This is a genomic window from Roseibium sp. MMSF_3544 (assembly GCF_030732845.1).
Lineage (GTDB): Bacteria > Pseudomonadota > Alphaproteobacteria > Rhizobiales > Stappiaceae > Roseibium.
In genome coordinates, this window is sequence record NZ_JASHKA010000014.1 from 1 (window position 1) to 20,103 (window position 20,103).

14 protein-coding genes and 1 pseudogene are annotated in these 20,103 nt (G+C 54.7%); all 15 read right to left on the minus strand.

All coding sequences use genetic code 11. The annotated features are described in order from the left end of the window. Nucleotides 1-119, minus strand: a pseudogene (locus RBB47_RS19375) (IS481 family transposase); the annotation flags it as partial. Nucleotides 120-182: 63 nt separating this feature from the next. Further along, nucleotides 183-1,040, minus strand: a complete 858-nt coding sequence (locus RBB47_RS19380) for a bifunctional 2-polyprenyl-6-hydroxyphenol methylase/3-demethylubiquinol 3-O-methyltransferase UbiG (RefSeq protein ID WP_305987525.1) — start codon at nucleotides 1,038-1,040, stop codon at nucleotides 183-185. 49 nt (nucleotides 1,041-1,089) lie between these two features. Next, nucleotides 1,090-2,496 carry a glycosyltransferase gene (locus RBB47_RS19385; RefSeq protein ID WP_305987526.1) on the minus strand — a complete coding sequence of 469 codons (1,407 nt, stop codon included), beginning with the start codon at nucleotides 2,494-2,496 and terminating at the stop codon, nucleotides 1,090-1,092. Between the two features lies 1 nt (nucleotide 2,497). After that, nucleotides 2,498-3,538: a hypothetical protein gene (locus RBB47_RS19390; RefSeq protein WP_305987527.1), complete on the minus strand. Its 1,041-nt coding sequence runs from the start codon at nucleotides 3,536-3,538 to the stop codon at nucleotides 2,498-2,500. A gap of 104 nt (nucleotides 3,539-3,642) precedes the next feature. Next, on the minus strand, nucleotides 3,643-4,335 hold the full coding sequence (locus RBB47_RS19395; protein ID WP_305987528.1) for a sulfotransferase family 2 domain-containing protein: 693 nt from the start codon (nucleotides 4,333-4,335) through the stop codon (nucleotides 3,643-3,645). 424 nt (nucleotides 4,336-4,759) lie between these two features. Beyond that, a complete protein-coding gene (locus RBB47_RS19400) occupies nucleotides 4,760-7,552 on the minus strand; it encodes a M10 family metallopeptidase C-terminal domain-containing protein (RefSeq protein WP_305987529.1) in 2,793 nt (930 codons plus the stop codon). 740 nt (nucleotides 7,553-8,292) lie between these two features. Further along, on the minus strand, nucleotides 8,293-10,635 hold the full coding sequence (gene hypF, locus RBB47_RS19405) for a carbamoyltransferase HypF (protein WP_305987530.1): 2,343 nt from the start codon (nucleotides 10,633-10,635) through the stop codon (nucleotides 8,293-8,295). A gap of 2 nt (nucleotides 10,636-10,637) precedes the next feature. Then, entirely contained in the window at nucleotides 10,638-12,089 is a 1,452-nt protein-coding gene (locus RBB47_RS19410) for a nickel-dependent hydrogenase large subunit (protein WP_305987531.1), read from the minus strand. 2 nt (nucleotides 12,090-12,091) lie between these two features. Further along, nucleotides 12,092-13,114, minus strand: coding sequence for a HupU protein (locus RBB47_RS19415; RefSeq protein WP_305987532.1), 1,023 nt, complete (start codon nucleotides 13,112-13,114; stop codon nucleotides 12,092-12,094). Further along, complete coding sequence (locus RBB47_RS19420) at nucleotides 13,095-14,420, minus strand: sensor histidine kinase (RefSeq protein WP_305987533.1); 1,326 nt, start codon at nucleotides 14,418-14,420, stop codon at nucleotides 13,095-13,097. Before RBB47_RS19420 ends, RBB47_RS19415 begins: the two co-directional genes overlap by 20 nt. A gap of 48 nt (nucleotides 14,421-14,468) precedes the next feature. Further along, entirely contained in the window at nucleotides 14,469-15,962 is a 1,494-nt protein-coding gene (locus tag RBB47_RS19425; protein ID WP_305987534.1) for a sigma-54 dependent transcriptional regulator, read from the minus strand. After that, nucleotides 15,959-17,650, minus strand: coding sequence for an enoyl-CoA hydratase-related protein (locus RBB47_RS19430; RefSeq protein ID WP_305987535.1), 1,692 nt, complete (start codon nucleotides 17,648-17,650; stop codon nucleotides 15,959-15,961). Before RBB47_RS19430 ends, RBB47_RS19425 begins: the two co-directional genes overlap by 4 nt. A 2-nt stretch (nucleotides 17,651-17,652) precedes the next feature. After that, on the minus strand, nucleotides 17,653-18,690 hold the full coding sequence (gene hypE / locus RBB47_RS19435; protein ID WP_305987536.1) for a hydrogenase expression/formation protein HypE: 1,038 nt from the start codon (nucleotides 18,688-18,690) through the stop codon (nucleotides 17,653-17,655). Continuing rightward, entirely contained in the window at nucleotides 18,687-19,844 is a 1,158-nt protein-coding gene (gene hypD, locus RBB47_RS19440; RefSeq protein WP_305987537.1) for a hydrogenase formation protein HypD, read from the minus strand. The genes hypE and hypD overlap by 4 nt, the downstream gene beginning before the upstream one ends. After that, complete coding sequence (locus RBB47_RS19445) at nucleotides 19,841-20,095, minus strand: HypC/HybG/HupF family hydrogenase formation chaperone (RefSeq protein ID WP_305987538.1); 255 nt, start codon at nucleotides 20,093-20,095, stop codon at nucleotides 19,841-19,843. Before RBB47_RS19445 ends, hypD begins: the two co-directional genes overlap by 4 nt. Nucleotides 20,096-20,103 lie beyond the last annotated feature (8 nt).

The following is a 20,103-nucleotide window of genomic DNA, read 5'->3' on the forward strand; positions in this document are numbered from 1 at the left end:
CAAGCTTCCGCAACATTGCCGAGCTCCTTGGCAAGCTCAAGGACACTTAGCCGATGCTCAGCAAGCTTGCTAGAAGCGTCCCGCTTGCCCTGCGAAGTCGATTTCGAAGATGACGACATGACACTCTCCTTTCAATGCAAAATAGCACGGAAAGAAGCTTAAGAAGACATATAGGCCTGCGGTTAGTTTACACCCATTATCAGGCTACGAGTTGAGTCGAAGTAATAGCAATTGCGCAAGTTTTCTGCTCCAACGGTGAAAAACTGGTCGTAGGCAGAACCTGATTGATAAGCCTCCAGTGCTGCATCGAGACTATCGTACCGTGGAAGCTTTGAATGATTGGAAAGTTTTTTTACGTGCCAATTCCAATATTTGAAGTCTGCGACATATGTATGCCGCATTCTCGGAAGCTCTGGCATCCGTTTAGCGTCAGAAGTTTCTCGTCGGTTGTCCCGGCGTGTTACTAAACCTGAAATGTTGTAACGGTACCTGGCGAAACGTCCGTCACGAGCATCGAACCCAGCCCGAACAAGGTTTATGATAAGAAGCATGGGATCCCAAGTTGTAAGGTGGGCTAGAATACCTCTATCGTTTCTGTGAGGAGGGACTGTACAGCAAAATATGCCACCGTCACGTAGATCTTGGTAAATTTTGTCCAAAAAAAGGCCCGTATTTCGCACGTGTTCCAAGACATGGCTCGACCAAATAACATCGTAGCGTTCCGAAATGTTAAAGTCCAAATAGTCGCCAACAAAAGCAACGCGACTGTCGTTTCTTGTCATATCTACAATATCAATTTTCGCGTTTGGAAATGCAGTCTTAAAGAAATCAGCATGGATGCCATGCCCGCCACCAATGTCCAGAATTCGCGCCGGCGATTTTCCCGCTTGCTCGAAGTATTTAACAAGTTCTAAAGCAGCGAGAGACGCTCGGAAAACGATTATTGGTACAACATCAGTCGGAGCTATATTTACACTGTGTAATGTTTGTATTTTGTTTTCCAGTTTACTCGAAGTTTTGAGATGTTTACTTTTCTTCATAATTTGCTAACTAACGTGTTTTCGTTCGCCTGAGGTGGCCTGTGAATATCTATTCCGAGAAGCATCCACACTGACCAAGATTATGTGGATTTGATACATTTTTGTTGAGCTTTTCAAAATGTTCATCCCAACGCCAAGAAACAAAATTCCTTGTACGGAAGATTTCACTTTCAAGAAAACTCTCGGAAAAAAGCTTCAGAACCAGTTCCTCGAAAGCGCTCTCATCGTCGACAGGGAAAAAACTACCGATACCTTGGCTTACTTCTCTGTGTGCTGCAACATCAGTGACGAGAACAGGCGTGCCAAACAGCAAACTTTCGGCAATTGGCATTCCCCAACCCTCAACATGTGCTGCCGAAACATACGCTCGGGCTGCGCCTAGACTAGTGTTAACTTGATGATCATCGGCACCGCTCAGCACTTGAAGGTGTTGTGAACTGTTCGCTAGTCTTATTAACTCGTCGTAGGAACCATCATCCAGCCACCCTTTTTTTCCATAAATTGTAAGTGTTTCGCTGCCTACAACATTTGGGTATTTATTACAAAACGAAAGCCAAGTACGAGCAAGCCACAAGAAATTCTTTCTAGGTTCCAATGTTCCAATTGACACTAACCCGTTTCGAAGTGAGGCTGGGTTGTTTTCTCGTGTTGCAAGTGCAGACACGCCAATATTTAGAACTTCTGAGACCGATATCCCATCGACTAGCCGTTCCAGTTCCTTCTTCGTAAACTCAGAATTCGTGAAGATGTAGTCTGCCGTACAAGCAACATTTTTCATGGCAATCATGTGCTTTGCACTGCTGTCGGATTTGAATAAATGTGGATGCGATATTGGTAAAACGTCATGGATATAAAAGGCAAGGCGCATGCCGTTTTCTTGCTTTAGGTTGCGAAATAATTCAACTATCTCTAACCCAGAATGGCCAACATTTAGATAAAGCGATTTTTCGCTTGTGGCATTAATAGTGCCTTTTAATCTTTTGTCTCCAACCTTAGTGGTAGAGGCAGATACGAAACGCGCGATCAAGCCTGGAATTAATAGTAATCCCAACCTGACTATTTCCCAAGGAAAATTACCAGAGTATTCTTCAATTGACTCGCGTTCAGAATTTATTTTATGTATGCGATCTTTAATTCCTAAATTCTTTATTTGTATCAAATATGTTTCTTTTACATCTCTAATTTCATTTTTGCTGTGATACTTAAAAAATAAATTGACCTTATTCTCAATAAGTGTATCCGGCTCAGCGCCATTATTCCAACGATCACCGAACGCATCTATGATTTCGCGAACAAACCAAGTTGGCACTTCAACTATTTTGTTGGACACTTGAGCTACATAGCGCCCACTTCTTGTCAAAAAATAGCGCGCGTATTCATACTCAACGCGATCAATTCCAGTTGGAGTCTGAACCTTTATTCGCCTTATTAGGCGTGAAATATCTAAATAGATCATATCAGCCCCAACTCAAACCTGAAGCGGATCTATATGGTGTCTCAAACCTTGGAAATTCTGATCTTGGTGTCTCTCCACCCTCCAATAGAAAACGCCAGAGGTCAGCGGAATAGATGTTTGAGGGCAACATCATATAGTCGCCCACCTTTGACGTAGTGCCAATTGGCGAAAAATTCTCAATAGGTTCTAGGAAAATGTGTGGGCGAGTTTTGAAGTATTGTGCTTCGTGGCATACTGACGAAGAAAGTGCTGCACACAACAATCCGTCACAACTTAGTAGATCGTAGGTATTGGTGTTAATTTCTTTTGCGTTCAATTCTCTTAGCATTTCCATTGTGTTTTGTTTAATTTTCTCATGCGGATGGTGTTTAACGTAGAAATTCTTTGGTTTATACTTATCGAGTATTTTTACCAATTCGCTTATTACGAAAAAATCATCGATAATTTCGCCACCGCGAATTCTCGAGGAATCGACTGCAATCTGGCTGAAAAAAACAATACCATGATCGGTATTCATGCGCTTTGTATAGCGGCGCGCCGCTCTTGCTTTGACAAACCCAACATATTGATCAATATAGCTTCGTTCTGGTGTAAGTTTGACTAGGCGATCATGAATTTCGGTGGAGTTCGTATTGGCAGCTAGCATGTAGTCCGGTAGAAATCTGACAGGGTGCGTACGAATGTCCAAGTAAGTTTTTCCGACACTTGAAATCAATGACCGTTGAGCTGGTGATAATTCAAACCCAACCAAGACATCATTTTTGCCACACCCATCTAAAAAGAATTGCTTTAACCTAGGCCAGTCATCCAAATCTTCGTACACCCTAGCCCACGAATGATGTGTATCCGCAAGGCCGCTTGCGTGCATGATTTCGCTAGCGCCATCTAACAACGATGTGAGTTCAGTCAATTCATTGCTGAACGTACGGGAGCCCGAAAAGTAATGAAAAACCCAGTTAATGTTCCGCCTAAGAATGCCGCGATCACCGTCTAGATTTCGAAACCAATCAAATACTAGTGTTGCTTGAAGAGAATCGCTCATCACGGACCGTCCCAGTCAAAAATGAAGGTTTGAGTTTGCGCAAATTTCGCTCGTTCGCCTTGGGAGCTTACTTCACGCGTATCGTCATAACGCCAACTTTTAGTCTAGTTTTGTTGTGGCGGCGGCTGAAATCCGAAGAACGAAATTTCTTTAGAGTATCGATCTCCGATAAGGTCGATCGCTTTGCTGCTAAAACCTTCAGTCGCCGCTTGGTTTGATGTGGTGTTCAAGCGACCAACCTTAGACAGGTTGATACCATGCGTTCGTGAAAAGTACGTGCGTACGATCTCCCACTGTGTTTCAAGGCGCTCCACTCGCAAGACGACGTCTGGCAAAAAGCAACCTTTGTGTGTAAGTATATGATATTGTGATCGAAAATGTATCTCAGCGTCTGCATCTTTGATTTCTGAAATGACCAACAGAAAATCTTCAAATGACATTTTGTGCTTTAGATCGTAGTGAGCAAAAGGTTCATGAAAGTTGTGGTAAATCTTGTTTTTGTAGCATGAATAAATACGTTCCCATGTATTCCTAACGGCAGTGAATACAAATGATGGCGGATTGCTATATAATTCTTCTTTTTTACAGAAGAAAAAAACGCCATCTTTTTGCTTGTGTAATTTTTTTACGATTTCATCTCTGTCACCGGAAAGTAAAATTTGCGGTATGCGTGTCGCAAGTAGCGACTCTTTGATAGAAGTATTGGCTGCCTTTGGAACTGAAATGTAAGCGAAGCTTAGGTTTCGATCGATAACAATGCTGTTGAACTTGCCTAATCGCTCTTTGCTCGTACTCACTCTAGAGCGTCCTTTCCACGAAAACTGGTTGCGAGAAAATTTCTCACCATCTAATTACCATCCGTTGAAGTGATTTTTCTCGTTTGTCAATGGCGATCTCTGTGGGTTATGCCTATGCAATGAACACATTTCATGAAAGATCGCCAGGATATTGCTGATTTCGTTGTGAAGGAGGACGGTGCCTTGTCCTTGAAAATATCTATAAGCAAGAGTAAACAGCCAGGTATAGTACTCGTGTTTTGGTAATCTATGCGGTGATGAGGTTAAGACTGGTCAGCTGAGAAATTCATTCCGGAAGAGCGCTGGAAATGAATTTGAGGAGTAAATTCAATATTTGGTATTTATTTATCAGCTTTTTGGCGGAAGATGACTATCAGTCTGTTAAATATCTTGCTGAATTACGTCTTGATGACCCAGTAAAAACTTAAACAAATGCGAAGTCATCCGAAGATAAAAGTGTGTGGTCGATGCCCTTAAGTATCAGTTTCGTCCCTGCAAATGTAATATGGGTGTCTTCATTGGAATCTTCGACCAAAATGTCTGATACTGAATTCACACCAAATTCGATCTTGATGATATCAACGCCGTCTTCGAAGTCCAAAATCGTGTCAGTTTCTGAACCGCTTACGAAATAGAAAATATCTGCACCACTACCTCCCGTATATGTGTCAGAGCCCTCATCGCCGCGTAAGATATCGTTTCCGCCCCCGCCAATAAGTACATCGTCACCAAAGTCACCGCGAAGATAGTTGTTTGTAGAATCGCCTACAATAATATCGCTGTATTGGGACCCACTTACTCTTTCAATGCCAATTAGTTGGTCTCCCTCGGCGTGACCACCAGCCTCAACTTCTCCGTCTGCAAGGTTAATCCTTACAGCCTCTGTAGATGCGTTGTAATAGGCCCAGTCAGTGCCTTCTCCACCAACTAACTCGTCTGCGCCTTCATCGCCCCTTAGGATATCGTTTCCACCGCCTCCCTCAAGCCTATCTTCACCGATGTAACCTCTCAAATAGTTGTTGTTCTCGTCGCCGCGAATTTGGTCATTGTAACGGGAGCCTAGGATGCGTTCTATTTCATTCAGTGTATCTCCGTCGGCATCGCCTCCACTTTCTGCCAAACTGTCTTCAAGATTGATTATCACTGCCGCGTTTGATGCATTGTAATATGCCCAGTCTACGCCCGATCCTCCAAAAATTTGGTCCGCACCCTCGTCACCTCTAAGAATGTCATTTCCTATTCCTCCGTGAAGAAAATCGTCGCCAGCATTACCTCTCAAAAAATTGTTTCTTATGTCACCTGTGATCCAATCGTTGTAGTTCGATCCCAAAACGCATTCAATGCTGGACAAAATGTCGCCTTCTGCGTGACCACCACTTTCTGCAGTACCATCGCCAAGGTCGATTTGTACTGCGGATGATGACCCACTATAGTATGCCCAGTCTGTCCCAAAGCCTCCGTCTAGGAGATCTGCGCCTTCGTCTCCCCGAAGAATGTCGGTGCCACCGGCGCCATAGAGTGTATCTTCTCCATCGTGACCTCTAAGGTAGTTGCTTTTGTTGTCGCCTGAAATATTGTCATCAAACAACGATCCCAAAACACGCTCAACTTCAGTGATCACGTCACCTTCCGCAAAGCCGCCGCTTTCGGAAACGGCATCTGCCAGATTAACAATAATCGATGCGTCGGAATGACTATAGTTTACCCAATCGATGCCACTGCCGCCGCGGAGATAGTCGGCGCCCGATCCACCTCTTAAGATGTCGTTCCCAGCTCCACCTTCTAGGTGGTCATTGCCGACACCGCCTTCTAGAACGTTATTTCTCAAGTTCCCGACCAGTGTATCGTTCCCACTGCCACCAATCGCATTCTCGATGACGGAACCGCGTGCGATCTGTAGGTTGCCGGTGTGGCCGCGGACATTTGAGATAGCCTCTTCGTTGAGGTCGATGACTTGGTTGGCGGATTCGGAGGAGAAGTCGAGCGTGTCAGTGCCACCATCATCGACAATCGTGAAGCTGATGCGCGCGTCTAGGCTGCTAATCTCATCCATTAGGTCGCCGGAATTGGCATTGTCGCCATAGGTCGTATTGCCGGTGCGGGTTGTGCCGGTCGTACCGTAGAGGTTGCGGATCGCGATCACGTCGGAGACCTGAGGGCTCAGGACATAGGCGTAGCTGGCGTTGATGAAGGTGTTTTCCGTCTGGCTGAAATAGGACATGACGGAGGCTTGCCAGGAGTCGTTGACATACTGGTTGGATATGCCGTAGGTCGCCGATCCGTTGTAGTTGCCGGCATGACCGAGCCCGAGCGCATGACCGATCTCGTGAATGTAGGTCTGGAACGAATAGCTGTTTGTGCCGGTGCCGTAGCTCGAAATCCAGCTCGTCGACACGTTCACTTCACTACGGGTGATATTCCCGCTGCTTGTCCATGACCGGTTGTAAGCGCCGGAATCGCCATCGTCAAATGTGATCTGTGCGCTGCCGCTGATGTAGGAAAACGCCAGGCCGGTCGCGTCCGACCAGAGCTCCAGAGCATCACGGGCGAGATTCTGGCCGGCCGTGGTCAGCCCGTTGATGTTGACCGTGATAGTTCCGCCGACCGAAACGTTGAACGCGCGTTGAGAGGACCCGTTCGCCTGCCAATAGCCGTCCGTCAGCTGATCGGCGATCTCATCGTTGGTGTAGACGGAGGGCGTGAATTCGTTGACCGCCATCGTGTAGGTGCCGGCGTAGTTGTCATCGTAGGAACCAGCGCCAAGATAGTAAGTGCCCGTCGTGGTGGCGGTGAACGTCATCGCAGAGTTATAACCAGGGCCGCCGTCGTCGTTGTAAGCGATCTGGATCCCGGAAGAATTGTAAAGGCGCAGGTAAGCGTCCGCGAGCGCCGATGCGCCGGTGCCCGTGAGTTCGATCGTGTAGCTCTTGCCCGCTTCCAGGTTGATCGCGATCCAGTCACGGTCGCCGGCACTGCTCAGGCTGCCGTTGAATGTGTCCCCTGCGGACATGGAATAGCTGGTCGAAATATTCGCGGTGGCATCACTCGTCTCGGTGAATGCCGCGTTGACGATCAGTCCGTCGCCCGTTGCATCCTCGACAGAAGGAACGGCGGGGTCGGGCTGGGGGGCTGTCTGAACGCCAACTTCGCTGCAGCTGAACCCGGCGACAACCTTCTGTTCTCCGGTGCGCCCGGTGGCGAAACACAGATCACACATATAAACGGTCCATATCCATTATACCAAGACAACCCGGCTTGGACTGAAACAATCCAGTCGTTTTGGCGTTTTGCACACTCAATTTGGGGCCTGACTTGTGCCGTCGGCTGTCCGCCGATGCAGCCAGGTCAACGCACCTTTGCCGCAGTTTGCGCAAAACAAGTTTTTGAATATTTCTAATATTTGATAAAATCTTATCTATTGCCTTTGCAGCGGGAGCATCGCAGAGAGCTTGCAGTGGAAAAAACTCCAGAACAGACTGACTCTCAGATCGCAGGTGGTCCGTTTTCCACCGGTGTAGGGCCAATTCGCAGTGCCAAAAGTAGTGTTTTTCAAAGTCGCTTTAGTCAGGAAAAATAGCGGAAATCGTGATTCGTTGGCTGACTTTGGAGATGCGATGGAACCAGTTTTTCGCAATCCTTCAGACTTGAGGCAACAATGGTGATTTGTTCGTGGTAAAGATAAGAGGGCGCTCTGTTGGGAACTGCGGTAAATCAGGTTGCTCAGCTTCGTCAAACGCAAGTCAGATAAGTTTGTTGGTCTATCTGTTGGTCTTCTGAAAATCGAACTAAAAAATATTCATACAAAACAAAAATATACGATCTAAATCACATGCCTCTCCTGGCACCAAAAACAAATCTTGGAAATTCCAGTTCGATCCAGGATATCCGAAACAAGGTCCGCTCTGCCGGGCCTTTTTTGTTTCGGGTGTTCGACGCTCGGAAACGCCTGTAGAGGACTTACGCTCCCAAGGATCCAGCCGCTGCAATCGCGGCTTGTCCGAGGCAGAGGCCGCCGTCGTTGGCGGGGAGGGTGCGGTGGATGAGCACCTTTAGGCCATGTTCGGTCAGCCGGGCGGCAAGGCCGTCGTGGAGGATCGAATTTTGCATCACACCGCCGGAGAGCACGATCCGCTCGACACGTTCGGCCTTGGCGATGCGAACCGCCGTTTCAGCAAGGCATTCGATCAGACCAAGAGGAAACCGCGCCGAAATCCGGCCAGTGTCCTCACCTTTCTTTAGGTCGGCCAGCAAAGCCTCCCACAGCGGTCGCCAGGACAAGATGGTGACATCGTCTCCGGTTACGTGGACGGGGTAGCCGTTTTCCGTTTCAAGAAACGGCCGCGCCAGGGCTTCCATCACCGAGCCTGTCTGGCCTTCATAGGTTTGCCTGTCGGGGCAAATGCCGAGCGCGGCGGCCACCGCATCGAACAGCCGGCCGGCCGAGGACGACAACGGCGCGTTCAGGCCCTTGTCGATCATCTGATCCAGCACCGGAAGATTTTTGTCCTTCAGCAGTTTCGGAAGACCGGTCCCCTCCAACATCGTTTGATAACCGGGTCCAAAGGCTGCCCGAAGATGCGCCACCAGATTGCGCCACGGTTCGCGAACCGCCGACGCCCCGCCCGGCAGGGCGACCGGGAGGAAGTGCCCGGCGCGGTGAAAACCGGAATAGCCGCCGGTCAGCAGTTCGCCGCCCCAGATCGACCCATCGGTACCAAGGCCGGATCCATCCAGAAGGATTGCAAGGCTCCTGTCCTCGCCGGGTGGAATGCCTGCTTCCGCTAGCGCGGCCGCCAGATGCGCATGGTGATGCTGCACCTCGACGAGGTCCAATCCCGTCTCTTTTGCCAGGTCTTTCCCGACCTGTGTCGACAGGTAGTCAGGATGGCAATCGACCGCGATCAGATCCGGGTCGAACTTGTAAATCTCCCGGTAGAGCGCAATGTTCTTTTTGAAATCCTCCAACGCGAGCCGGTTTTCCAGATCTCCCATATGCTGGGAAATGACGGCTTCGCCATCCCTGAGCAGGCAAAAGGTTGATTTCAGCTCACCGCCCAACGCCAGGATTTTGGGAGCGGCGCTAAAGGCCTCGTGCAGGCGCAGGGGAGCTGGTGCATAGCCTCGGGCCCGGCGGAGGAACGCAGGTCCGGATGTGCCGAGCCGGACGACGCTGTCGTCCAGCCGGTTTACGATTGCCCGGTTGTGCATCAGAAAGCCGTCGGCAATCCTTGAAAGCTTTGATCGGGCGTCTTCATTGTCGATGACCTGAGGCTCTTCGGAGAGATTGCCGGATGTCAGAACGATCGGACTGTCCATCTCGTTCAGGAGCAGATGGTGCAGGGGTGAATAGGGCAACATGACACCGAGCCTGTCCTGGCCGGGCGCAAGTCCCTTCGCGAGCAAAGAAACGTCGGCTGTTTTCAGGAGCACAATCGGTGCGGCGCGGTCGGCCAGAAGCTTTTCCTCGGCGGTTTCGACGACACAGAACCTCCTGATTTGTGCGACATCGCGCGCCATCAGGGCGAGCGGCTTGTCGGGCCGGTTCTTGCGCGCGCGCAGCCGCATGACGGCGTCCGTGTTCGTTGCATCGACGGCAAGATGAAATCCGCCGATGCCCTTTACCGCGATGATATCGCCCGCCTTCAGCCGCCGAACAGCCCAGCTGATCGGGTCTTGCGTGTCGACACGGTGCGGGCCCTCTTCACACCAGAGTTCCGGCCCGCAGACGGGGCAGGCATTGGGCTGCGCGTGAAACCGCCGGTCCGTCGGATTGTCATATTCGCCCTGGCAGTCATCGCACATCAGGAAGGCTGCCATTGACGTCTTTGCCCGGTCGTAGGGAATGGCGTTGATGATCGAGAGGCGCGGCCCGCAATGGGTGCAGTTCGTGAAGGCGTAACCGAAGCGCCGGTTTGACGGATCGACTATCTCGCGCACGCAGTCGGGGCAGGTTGCAGCATCTGGAACAATGCCGGTCGCGACTTCTCCGGATACGCTCGAAACGATTTCGAAGCCGTCGGAAGGCGTAGCGGTTGGCGCAGGCAGGTCGAACGTGATGATGTCGTCGATGCGCGCCAGTGGCGGACATTCAGCGCTCAGGCGCTTTAAAAACCGGTCGGCGGCCTCCGGAGCGCCGGTGATTTCCGCCAGCACACCTTCCGCGTCATTGAGGACATGCCCGTTCAGCCTTTCGTCCTGTGCAAGGCGCCAGACAAAGGGCCTGAAACCAACCCCCTGAACAAGCCCCTTCACCCGCACGCGCAAAGTGACCGTCAGTGTCCCGGACGGCTGAGAGCACATTCTCAATGCACCGTGCAGACAAGGCAGGGATCGAAAGAGCGCACAATGTGCTGGACAGATACCGGGTCGGTCTCTTCCTTCCTGACCGGTGCCCCGACGAGCGCCTGTTCAAGCGGGCCGGGAATGCCGTCCTTGTCCCGAGGCGAAAAGTTCCAGGTTGTCGGAGCGACGATCTGGTAGTTTTCGATGCGGCCTTTTTCAATCGAGACCCAGTGTCCGAGCGATCCGCGCGCGGCCTCGGTCAGGCCGATGCCCTGGCCGCTGGCGGGCACGTCCCCGTGCGTGATATAGGGCTCACCGCTTTTAAGCGAACGGACCCAGGTTTCCATGGCCATGACAACGAGCGCCATCTCCAGGACCCGCGCAACGACACGCGTATGGACGGATCCGCCATGCCGTCCGACCAGGTCGCGGATAAGGGGATGACCATCGACCATCTGCCGGGCAAGTGCGCCTACTTCCATGACGGTCCCGTCCGATCTCGGGGCCTTGCACCAGGAATACGCTTCGGGCTTTTCCGCGTCCGGCTCCGTTGAACCGGTAACAGGTGGTTCTGAAACGTTTCCTGACCTGTACCAGCTTGATGTCAGGTCTTCCGCGACGGAGGCGGGATTGAACGCGCCGGCGGCGTCATCGCGAATAACGCCTCGCCCGAACAGGTGTCTGCCTTCAAGACTGTAGGCACCGTAGCTCAGGAAGTTTCCGGTCGAGGGGCCTAGCGACTTCAGGTCAAGGGCTGCGGAGAGATTCAGGAAGCGCCTGAAATCCGAAGAGTGCGGCCGCTTTTCTGCGGCCCAGGCTGTCAGGGCACTTTCGCTGTCCAGCGATCCGACCCGTTCAAGACTGTCACCGAACAAGGACCGTTCCAGGAATCTGCGAAAGGCGGTCAGGATGGCAGCAAGACGGGCGATTTCCCCGGGCGCGACCGAACGGGTGGACCCTCCGGGCTGAATGGACAGCGTATGCGGCCACTTTCCTGCCAGGATGCCGAGAATGTGCATGAACTGTGCCCGCGCGGGCAGGACCGCATCGACGGCGGTGCCGGTCATGGCCGTGAACCGTTCGCCGATATCTTCATACCAAGCTTCCCTGGCATAGATCGGCCGGGCGAAATCCGGCATGAAGAACAGGTAAAAATGTGTCAGATGATCAGCCACATTTTCGGTGGCGTGAATGAGATTGGTGGCGAGTTCCCCGTTCGCGGGTATGGAAAGGTTCATGGCCGATGTGAGCGCGCGAGCGGCTGCCACCGACTGGGACACGGAACAGATGCCGCAGATGCGCGGCGCATAGACGATCGAGTCCAGGGGCGGCTTGTTCAGCAGGATCCGTTCAAAGCCGCGGTAGAGCGGAGACACCACCTCTGCTTTGACAACGGCGCCATCGGCATGATCGATTTTGACTTCCAGATCGCCCTCGACCCGATTGAAAGGACCGACTACCAGTCGCGTCATGATCAGGATTTTCCCTTGTCCAGGGGCGGGACGGTCAGGTGGTCGGCGACGGCGTTTTCTTTCAGGCGTGTCGGCGTTGCGGCCTTGGAGAGAGACGCAAGCGCGACGAACCAGGCCTTGGGCATGTCGGTCGGCAGTCCGACAGGAATACCGGCGACTTTGGGTGTTCTGGTGAAATCGTGCCCGGGCTCTTCGAATTCCGGCGCGGTACAATTGATGCAGGGGTAGTTGCCATCAAGGCACGATCCGGACCCGTTCCAGGAGCGGATGTTGCAGTCTGCGCGGGCCTGCGTTCCCTTGCAGCCGAGGTTTTCCATCATGCAGCCGTGGTCGCACAGTTTCTCGGCGCTGGCCTTGTACTCATAGAACTCGTTTTTCGCACATCCGTGGTGAACGAGATGCATGGTGTAGGAGAGCGGCCGGGCCCATTCGTCGGTGTCGGCGGCGCCAAAGCTTCCCGCGGCGACCTGGTGAAGGGTTTCGCAAAGCCAGCCAGGGTGGATCGGGCAGCCGGCGATATTGATGACGGGCAGTCCCGCACGGGAGCGGAAATCAGCCCCGAGGAGGCCGCCGGGCTTGCGGCCGTCATAGGACAGGCCGCGGGCTTCGACATGATTGTCACCGGCTGCGGTGATGCCGCCAAAGGCGGCACAGGATCCGACGGCCACGACGTACTGGGCCTTTTCGGCAAGCAGGCGGATCCACTCCATGGTTGGCTGGCCGGTTCCCGAAAACATGTGAAACTTGCCGGTTCCGTTGGGCCCGCACATGGCCGAGCCTTCCAGGCACAGAATGTCGAGGCTCTCTTCACCTGATGCCAAGCGTTCCATGAGATCGACCACATCGCGGCCGCTGGCTTCGCTCAGCGACGGGTGCCAGAGAACCTCGATATTGGCTGCATCCATGGCCGTGACCAGATCCGGATTTTCGGCGCCGAGTGCCGACAGCGTGCAACCACCGCAACCACCGGACTGCAGCCAGAACAAACGCACAGGCTTTGCTGCTTCAAACGGTCTGAGGGACATGATCCGGGATCCTCAAGGTAAATTCCGCCCCGCCTTCGGGCCGGTTGGCGGCCTGGAGATCTCCCCCCAGTTTCAGCGCCATGTTGTAGCTGACATAAAGGCCGAGGCCGGTACCGGAGCCGATCGGCTTGGTCGTGAAAAACGGCTCGAACAGTTTGTCCATTTCGGCCTGTGCAATGCCGGTTCCGTTGTCGGCAACGCGAATGACAATGGTTCCGTTCTCGCTGCTGCAGGACAGGTCGATAGTGCCGTCCTCGCGGCCGGACAAGACGTCGGCGGCGTTCTGGACCAGGTTGACGACGATCTGGTGCACGTGCCCCTTGCGGCTCGTCATTTCCAGGCAATCTGGTGCGTTAAAGGTGATACCCGGCTTGATCCGCTGCGCCTTGATCACCCAGTCGACGGCCGTATGCATCAGCCGGACGACATTGAACGTCTCCGGCGCTTCCTGCTGATTGCTGGAAAAACGCCGAAGGTCCTCGACGATGTCGCGCACGCGTTCGGCACCTTCCAGTGTGCCGTCGACAAGAGGACCGATATCCCGCAGCACCTTGTCGATCTTCAGGTCCTTTCGAAGGGCTTCCATCTCCTGGCGCGACACATGGTTGTCGCTCGCCGTGAGGTACTTCTTGATTGCGGATCCATATCGCTTGAGCGCGTACATGTTGCCGAAAACGAAACTGATCGGATTGTTGAGCTCATGGGCCACGCCTGCAACGAGCCGTCCAAGGGCCGCCATTTTTTCCGACACGAGCAGTCTTTGCTGAGCCTGGCTGAGCTGCTCATGGGCAGCGTCCAGTTCGCGGTAGGCACGTTGCAATTCGCCGATGGGGCGCCCGACCATCACCATACCGGCCAGACGTCCGCGATGGTCGTGGCGCGGCCTGCAGTTGAGCGCGACGACCGCTGCCGGGCCTTCCTTGACCCTTAGTCCGACGTCGCACGGGGCAACATCCTTTCCGACCACGAGCAGGTCCAGAAAACCGCCTGCCTTGTCCTTGTCTTCCTCAGCGAAGAGATCTGCGAACGGGGTGCCGAGCAACACATCTTCGCTTTGACCGGTCATGCTGACCAGCGCAGGGTTTACCTGCTGGATCCGGCCATGCGCATCACACACAATGAGCACGTCGGTCATGGCGCCGAGCACGGAACGGATGAACTCGTCAGCTTCCTCAAGCGCGTCGTTCTTGTCCTCAAGCTCCGTCTGGGACTGGATCAAATCCGAATAGACCTCGTCCATCTTCTGGATGACATCGATCCAGACATCTTCGCCCGCGTCGTTCAGGCGGGGCTGATCCAGGCCCATCGTCGATGGCCTCGCGTCAGACGTATTTCCTGACTTTGGAATCATGGCCTAAGCCTTTGCACCTGCGCTTTTCCGTTTGGCCGGCAATGCCTTTACGTTTTCAAGCCCGTATCGCTCCAGCTTGCCCCGAAGACCGACGCGCGACAAGCCGAGTTCCCTGGCAGCCTTGGATTTGTTCCAGCGGTGACGGATCAGCGTCTCCTTGATGATCCTGGCTTCAAGCTCACCGATCCGGTCTTTCAATGTGCCGTCAAGCTGCGCAAGAACCGGAACCTCTTCAACGTCCGCGCCCCCAGGATCGGCCTGAAGAATATGCCTAGACAGGAGATCGGCGCCGAGCTTGCGTCCCTCCGTGCCCATGACCAGCATCTGTTGAATTTCATTCTGCATTTCGCGGACGTTGCCGGGCCAGTGATAGGCCTGCATGCAGTCCAATGCCTCTTCGGTCAGCCCGGTCACCGCCTTGCCGAGCTGGGCCATGGCGCGGGTCAGGAGCGCTTTTGCGAGCACCGGGATGTCGGATGGCCGGTCCTTGACGTCCGGAAGCCGGATCACGATGCCGGCAATGCGATAGTAGAGATCCGCGCGAAACCGGCCTGCCCTGACTTCTTCTTCCAGGTCCTTGTTCGTTGCCGCGATCACACGGACATCGATCTTGCGCGTTTTCGTGCTGCCGACCGGCCGGATCTCGCCTTCCTGGAGCGTGCGAAGAAGCTTGACCTGAAAGGCGGGGGACACCTCGCCAATCTCGTCGAGGAACACGGTCCCGCCATTGGCGCGCTCAAAAAGACCGACATGATTTTCGACCGCACCCGTGAAGGCGCCCCGCTTGTGGCCGAAGAGTTCACTTTCAAGAAGTTCGTCCGGAAGCGCGCCGCAGTTTTCCACCACAAAGGGTTTGTTCCATCGCAGCGATCCGTAGTGCAGCGCGCGCGCCGCCAGTTCCTTGCCGGTGCCAGAGGAGCCGGACAGGAGGACGGGCACATCGTAGGGCGCAACTTGCTGCAAGGTGCTGCAAACCGCGTTCATCGGACTGTCCGGACCGCGAATGATGCCGTCCTTGAGATCATAGTCGCGGCGCAGGCTTTCGCGGCGGTCCGCAATGGTCTTGGACGCGCCTGAAGGCGACATTTTCAGTTCGACCGCGAGCAGCTCGTTTTCGCGCTGCAGAGCGTAGAGCCTGCAGGCGTTTTGAAGCGTCAGGATGAGGTTTTCCGGATGCCAGGGTTTGGTGATGTATTGAAAAATGCCGGCTTCGTTGACGCCATCGATAATGTCGTGGGCATCGGTGTAGCCGGAAATAATCATGCGAATGGCATCGGGCCAGCGTTGGCGCACCGTCTTCAGAAACTCGACCCCGGTCTGATCCGGCATACGTTGATCACAAAGGACAATCTGTACCCACTCGTCTTCCAGGACTTGTGTCGCCTCTGCAATCGTCGACGCGGTCTTAACCTCGAATTCTTCGTCCAGGATCCTGGAAATGGACTCCAGCGATCTGATCTCGTCGTCGATCACCAGGATGGTCGGCAGGTCGGTCATGACGCGGCCCTCCGTGTCAGCCGGCGGGCTGGTGAGCCTGCGCGGTGGTTTGCGAGTGTGAGCGGTGTCCGCGACTTCGGGATCTTGCGAACGAAATTGTACCGGGCCACGTGGTAGCTCGGATCGAAGCCGAAGAAGTTTTTCCGCATGCGCTCAAGTTCGGCCGCCCGATAGGCATGAAGAGGCTTTTCCGCTTCGTCGCGTTCACGGCATGCAGCTTTCTCCTCAAGCCTGACCGTCAGGTCCTGCTGTGCAAGCTCTCGGGCCGCTTGTCTGGTTGCTTCGGCGAAGGACGACCCGTCTGCTTCCAGAACACGGTCGGCGAGGCCGAGGGCGAACGCTTCATCTGCTGCCATCGGCAATCTTGCCCGGGCAATTCTGTCCGCGTTTTCCGGCCCGGCGTATTTCGGCAGCAGGTAGGTCCAGAATTCGGAGCCGTAAAGATTGCCCATATCCTTGTAGTGAGGATTGAGGATGGTTCCCGGCCGTATCCAGACCTCATCTGCGGCGCGTGCCAGAAACACACCGCCCGCGCCGGCGCCGCCGCCAAGAGCTGAGACAATCCACTTGTCCGTTGTGCGAATGATCGCCTCGGCGAGATCGTCTATCGCCTGAATGTTGGCCCAGCTTTCCTCCGCCGGACTGTCGGCGGCCTCGATCAGGTTGAGATTGAGACCGTTGGACCAGTGATCGCCGCCCCCGGTCAGAACAAGAACCTTGGCTTTGCTGCGGGCGGCTTTGTCGAACGCTTCCGTCAGGCGCCGGCAGGCGTCAATCCCCATGGCGCCGTTATAGAAATCGAATTGCAGAAAACCGGCGCCGTCTTTTTCCTCAAAGTGAATGTCCCGGTATCCGCCTGCAATCTCAGGAAGCGCCGCTGACTGTTCGGCGAAGACACGGGTCGCCGGCAGCTTAATGGCACCTTTTGCCGCCTTACGGGCATGACCGAGCCAGACCGCGCCGTCGACCGTCCTGAGAGCCAGCGCAGGCCCCGATCGTGCTATGGCCGCACCTGGCTCAGCGCCCGTTGCATCGCCAGTGAAAGGTCTGGCATCAAAGAGATAAGCAGCTTCCCCGAAGATGTTCGACAGCAGGCCGGGCATCCCGTCGGCCGAGCGGATCTTGCGAAGCACCATTTCGCTTGTGTCGGTGATCCAGTCGATTGCCCTTTCAGACTGACGCAGTACCGGACGCCATCGCATCTGGTCCTTCGCGAGCCGGGAAGGTGTCTGGTTGCCAGCGAGTTTCTCAAGTGCCTCAAATACGGCTGTGACTGCGGCTTCCGTGACTTCACGGCGATAAAGACTGGACTTGGTTGCCGCGCGAAGTGGGAATGTCCGGCTTGCCCAGACCGGACCGGCGTCAAGTTCCGCCTCGGCCTGCAGCACGGTGACACCCCATTCCGAAGCACCTTCGAGCACAGCCCAGTCGAGCGCATTCGGTCCCTGGTCACCAGGAGGGCCGGGATGAACGATAAAACAGGGCACCTTTTCAAAAACAGATGCCGGGATGGCCCTCTTCAGAAAGGACGCGACGACAACATCGGGTGCAAACAGGCGGATCGCTTCTTCCGTCACAGCATCATTGATGTCGAATTCCACCGAAACCTCGTGACCTGCCGACCGAAGATCGCAGTGGAGGCGCTGTGTCAGGGAATTGAAGCTGTGGCAGAGCAGAAGGATCTTCATGGTCAGCAGATCCTTGGCAATTGTTCGCCGGAAAGCCAGTCGACAACACGCAGGCCGCCAATCTCCGTTTCCATCTCAACAAGCCCGGCGTCATCCTCAACGACCTTGCCGATAATGGCGGCATCGCGCCCGAGCGGATGCGCCTTCATGACGGCGAGCAGCTTTTCTGCGTCACCGGCATCGCACAGACAGACAAGTTTGCCCTCATTGGCGACGTAAAGCGGATCGAGGCCGAGAAGTTCGCAAGCAGCTGCGACATCCGGCTTGACCGGGATCGTCGTTTCGTCGAGATGCATGCCGACACCGGCAGAGCGGGCGACCTCGTTCAATGTTGCTGCGAGGCCCCCCCGGGTCGGATCGCGGAGAACGGCGATCCCCGGTACTGCTTCGATCATATCGGCGACAAGCGTATGCAGGGCTGCGCTGTCGGACTTGATCTCCGTTTCGAATTCAAGGTTTTCGCGTTTGGAGAGAATGGCAACACCGTGGTCACCGATGGAACCGGACAACAAGATCGCTTGCCCCGGACGTGCTCTTTCCGCCGAGACATGCACGTCTTCCGGAACCACCCCAAGGCCGGTGGTGGTTATGAAGACACCGTCGCCCTTGCCCTTTTCAACGACTTTGGTATCGCCCGTCACGATAGGCACACCGGCCTCGCGGGCCGCCAGAGCCATGGAGGCAACAATCCGCTCCAGATCGGCCAGCGGAAATCCTTCCTCCAGAATGAAGCCGGCGGTCAGGTAGAGCGGTTTTGCGCCTGCCATCGCGACATCGTTGAGCGTCCCGTGAACCGAAAGGGATCCGATGTCCCCGCCCGGAAAGAACAGCGGTGAGATGACATGGCCATCCGTGGACATGACCAACCGGCCCGCAGGGACCTGGAACAGAGCGGCGTCGTTGCCCTGGTCCAGAATGGAATTTGAGAGGTGCCGGCGGAACAGATCGTCGATCAGTTCCGCCATGGCGCGACCACCCCCGCCATGGGCCATGTCGACGGCGCCCTTCCTGTGACTGATCCCGGGGGTGATCGCATTCATTCCGCTGCCTCCTTCACGGGAGCGGCGCGTGCCTTTTCGCGGTGGCGGCCGTAAGTCCAGTAAGCAGCACAAGCGCCTTCCGAGGACACCATGCACGAACCCATTGGGCTGTCGGGCGTGCAAACCGTGCCGAACAGCTTGCAGTCAGTCGGTTTCTTCACGCCCCGCAGGATCGCCGGGCACTCGCAGGATTTGACTTCGCGCGATTTCTTTTCGGAGACCTCAAACCGCTTTTCGGCGTCGAAAGCCGCATATGTCTCGCGTATCTTCAAGGCGCTGTAGGGAACTTTTCCAAGACCGCGCCACTCGAAACTCTGGCGAAGCTCGAACACGTCCGAGACGAGCTGCTGTGCCTTGAGATTGCCTTCACTGGTGACAACGCGGGTGTACTCGTTTTCCACCTCGTGCCGTCCTTCGTTGATCTGCCGGATCAGCATGAGCGCGGATTGCATGACGTCGAGCGGCTCGAACCCTGCGATGACGACCGGTTTGCCGAATTCTTCTGCAAAGAATTCATAAGGCTCGGACCCGATGACGGAACTGACATGAGAGGGCCCCAGAAAACCGTCGATCTGGACGGTGCCCAGCTCACGGACTTCGGGCGACTCCAGAATATGCCCGATCGCGGACGGCGTCAGGACATGATTGCAGAACACCGAGAAGTTCTTGAGTCGCTCCCGTTCCGCTGTCTTGATCGCGACCGCAGTCGGCGGCGTCGTCGTCTCGAACCCGATGGCGAAGAACACGACTTCTCGATCAGGATTGTTACGGGCGATTTTCAACGCGTCCAGGGTCGAATAGACCATCTTGATGTCGGCACCGTCGGCTTTCGCCTTGATCAGGCTGCGCTGCTTGGTGCCGGGTACGCGCATCATGTCGCCATAGGTACACAAAATGACATCGTGGCGTTCTGCAATCTCTACAGCATCGTCGAGCCGCCGCACCGGCAACACGCAGACCGGGCAGCCGGGTCCGTGCACGAAGCGCACGTTTTCGGGCATCAGATCCTTGACGCCATAGCGGAAGATCGCGTGGGTATGACCGCCGCAAAACTCCATGATGTTGTAGGTGCGGCCGGGATCGGCTTCCTGACGGATGGCCTCGGCAATCGTCTTTGCCAGGTCGCGGTCGCGGAATTCGTCGACATATTTCATTGCTCGCTCCCCGCGATCTCTTCTAGTTCTTCCTGAAGGAGGCCGGCTTCCGCCATCATGGCAAGCGTGCGGCTCGCCTCGTCCGGGCTTACCTTGTGAAGCGCATAACCCACATGCACGAGCACGTAGTCATCGACCGCGGGGTCCTCGACCAGAGCGACGGATATCTGCTTTTTGACACCGTCGAGTGCGACGGTCGCCATATCGTCTGCCAACAGTTCGGTGACCTTAGCCGGAATGGCCAAACACATGCCCGCCT

What these genes read in the sequence shown, in the direction of transcription:
- hypE (WP_305987536.1), bottom strand. Translation starts at nt 18,690, where the DNA reads ATGAATGCGATCACCCCCGGGATCAGTCACAGGAAGGGCGCCGTCGAC.
- RBB47_RS19400 (WP_305987529.1), bottom strand. Translation starts at nt 7,552, where the DNA reads ATGTGTGATCTGTGTTTCGCCACCGGGCGCACCGGAGAACAGAAGGTT.
- RBB47_RS19410 (WP_305987531.1), bottom strand. Translation starts at nt 12,089, where the DNA reads ATGACGCGACTGGTAGTCGGTCCTTTCAATCGGGTCGAGGGCGATCTG.
- RBB47_RS19390 (WP_305987527.1), bottom strand. Translation starts at nt 3,538, where the DNA reads ATGAGCGATTCTCTTCAAGCAACACTAGTATTTGATTGGTTTCGAAAT.
- hypF (WP_305987530.1), bottom strand. Translation starts at nt 10,635, where the DNA reads ATGTGCTCTCAGCCGTCCGGGACACTGACGGTCACTTTGCGCGTGCGG.
- RBB47_RS19415 (WP_305987532.1), bottom strand. Translation starts at nt 13,114, where the DNA reads ATGTCCCTCAGACCGTTTGAAGCAGCAAAGCCTGTGCGTTTGTTCTGG.
- RBB47_RS19425 (WP_305987534.1), bottom strand. Translation starts at nt 15,962, where the DNA reads ATGACCGACCTGCCGACCATCCTGGTGATCGACGACGAGATCAGATCG.
- RBB47_RS19380 (WP_305987525.1), bottom strand. Translation starts at nt 1,040, where the DNA reads ATGAAGAAAAGTAAACATCTCAAAACTTCGAGTAAACTGGAAAACAAA.
- RBB47_RS19445 (WP_305987538.1), bottom strand. Translation starts at nt 20,095, where the DNA reads ATGTGTTTGGCCATTCCGGCTAAGGTCACCGAACTGTTGGCAGACGAT.
- RBB47_RS19420 (WP_305987533.1), bottom strand. Translation starts at nt 14,420, where the DNA reads ATGGGCCTGGATCAGCCCCGCCTGAACGACGCGGGCGAAGATGTCTGG.
- RBB47_RS19430 (WP_305987535.1), bottom strand. Translation starts at nt 17,650, where the DNA reads ATGAAGATCCTTCTGCTCTGCCACAGCTTCAATTCCCTGACACAGCGC.
- hypD (WP_305987537.1), bottom strand. Translation starts at nt 19,844, where the DNA reads ATGAAATATGTCGACGAATTCCGCGACCGCGACCTGGCAAAGACGATT.
- RBB47_RS19385 (WP_305987526.1), bottom strand. Translation starts at nt 2,496, where the DNA reads ATGATCTATTTAGATATTTCACGCCTAATAAGGCGAATAAAGGTTCAG.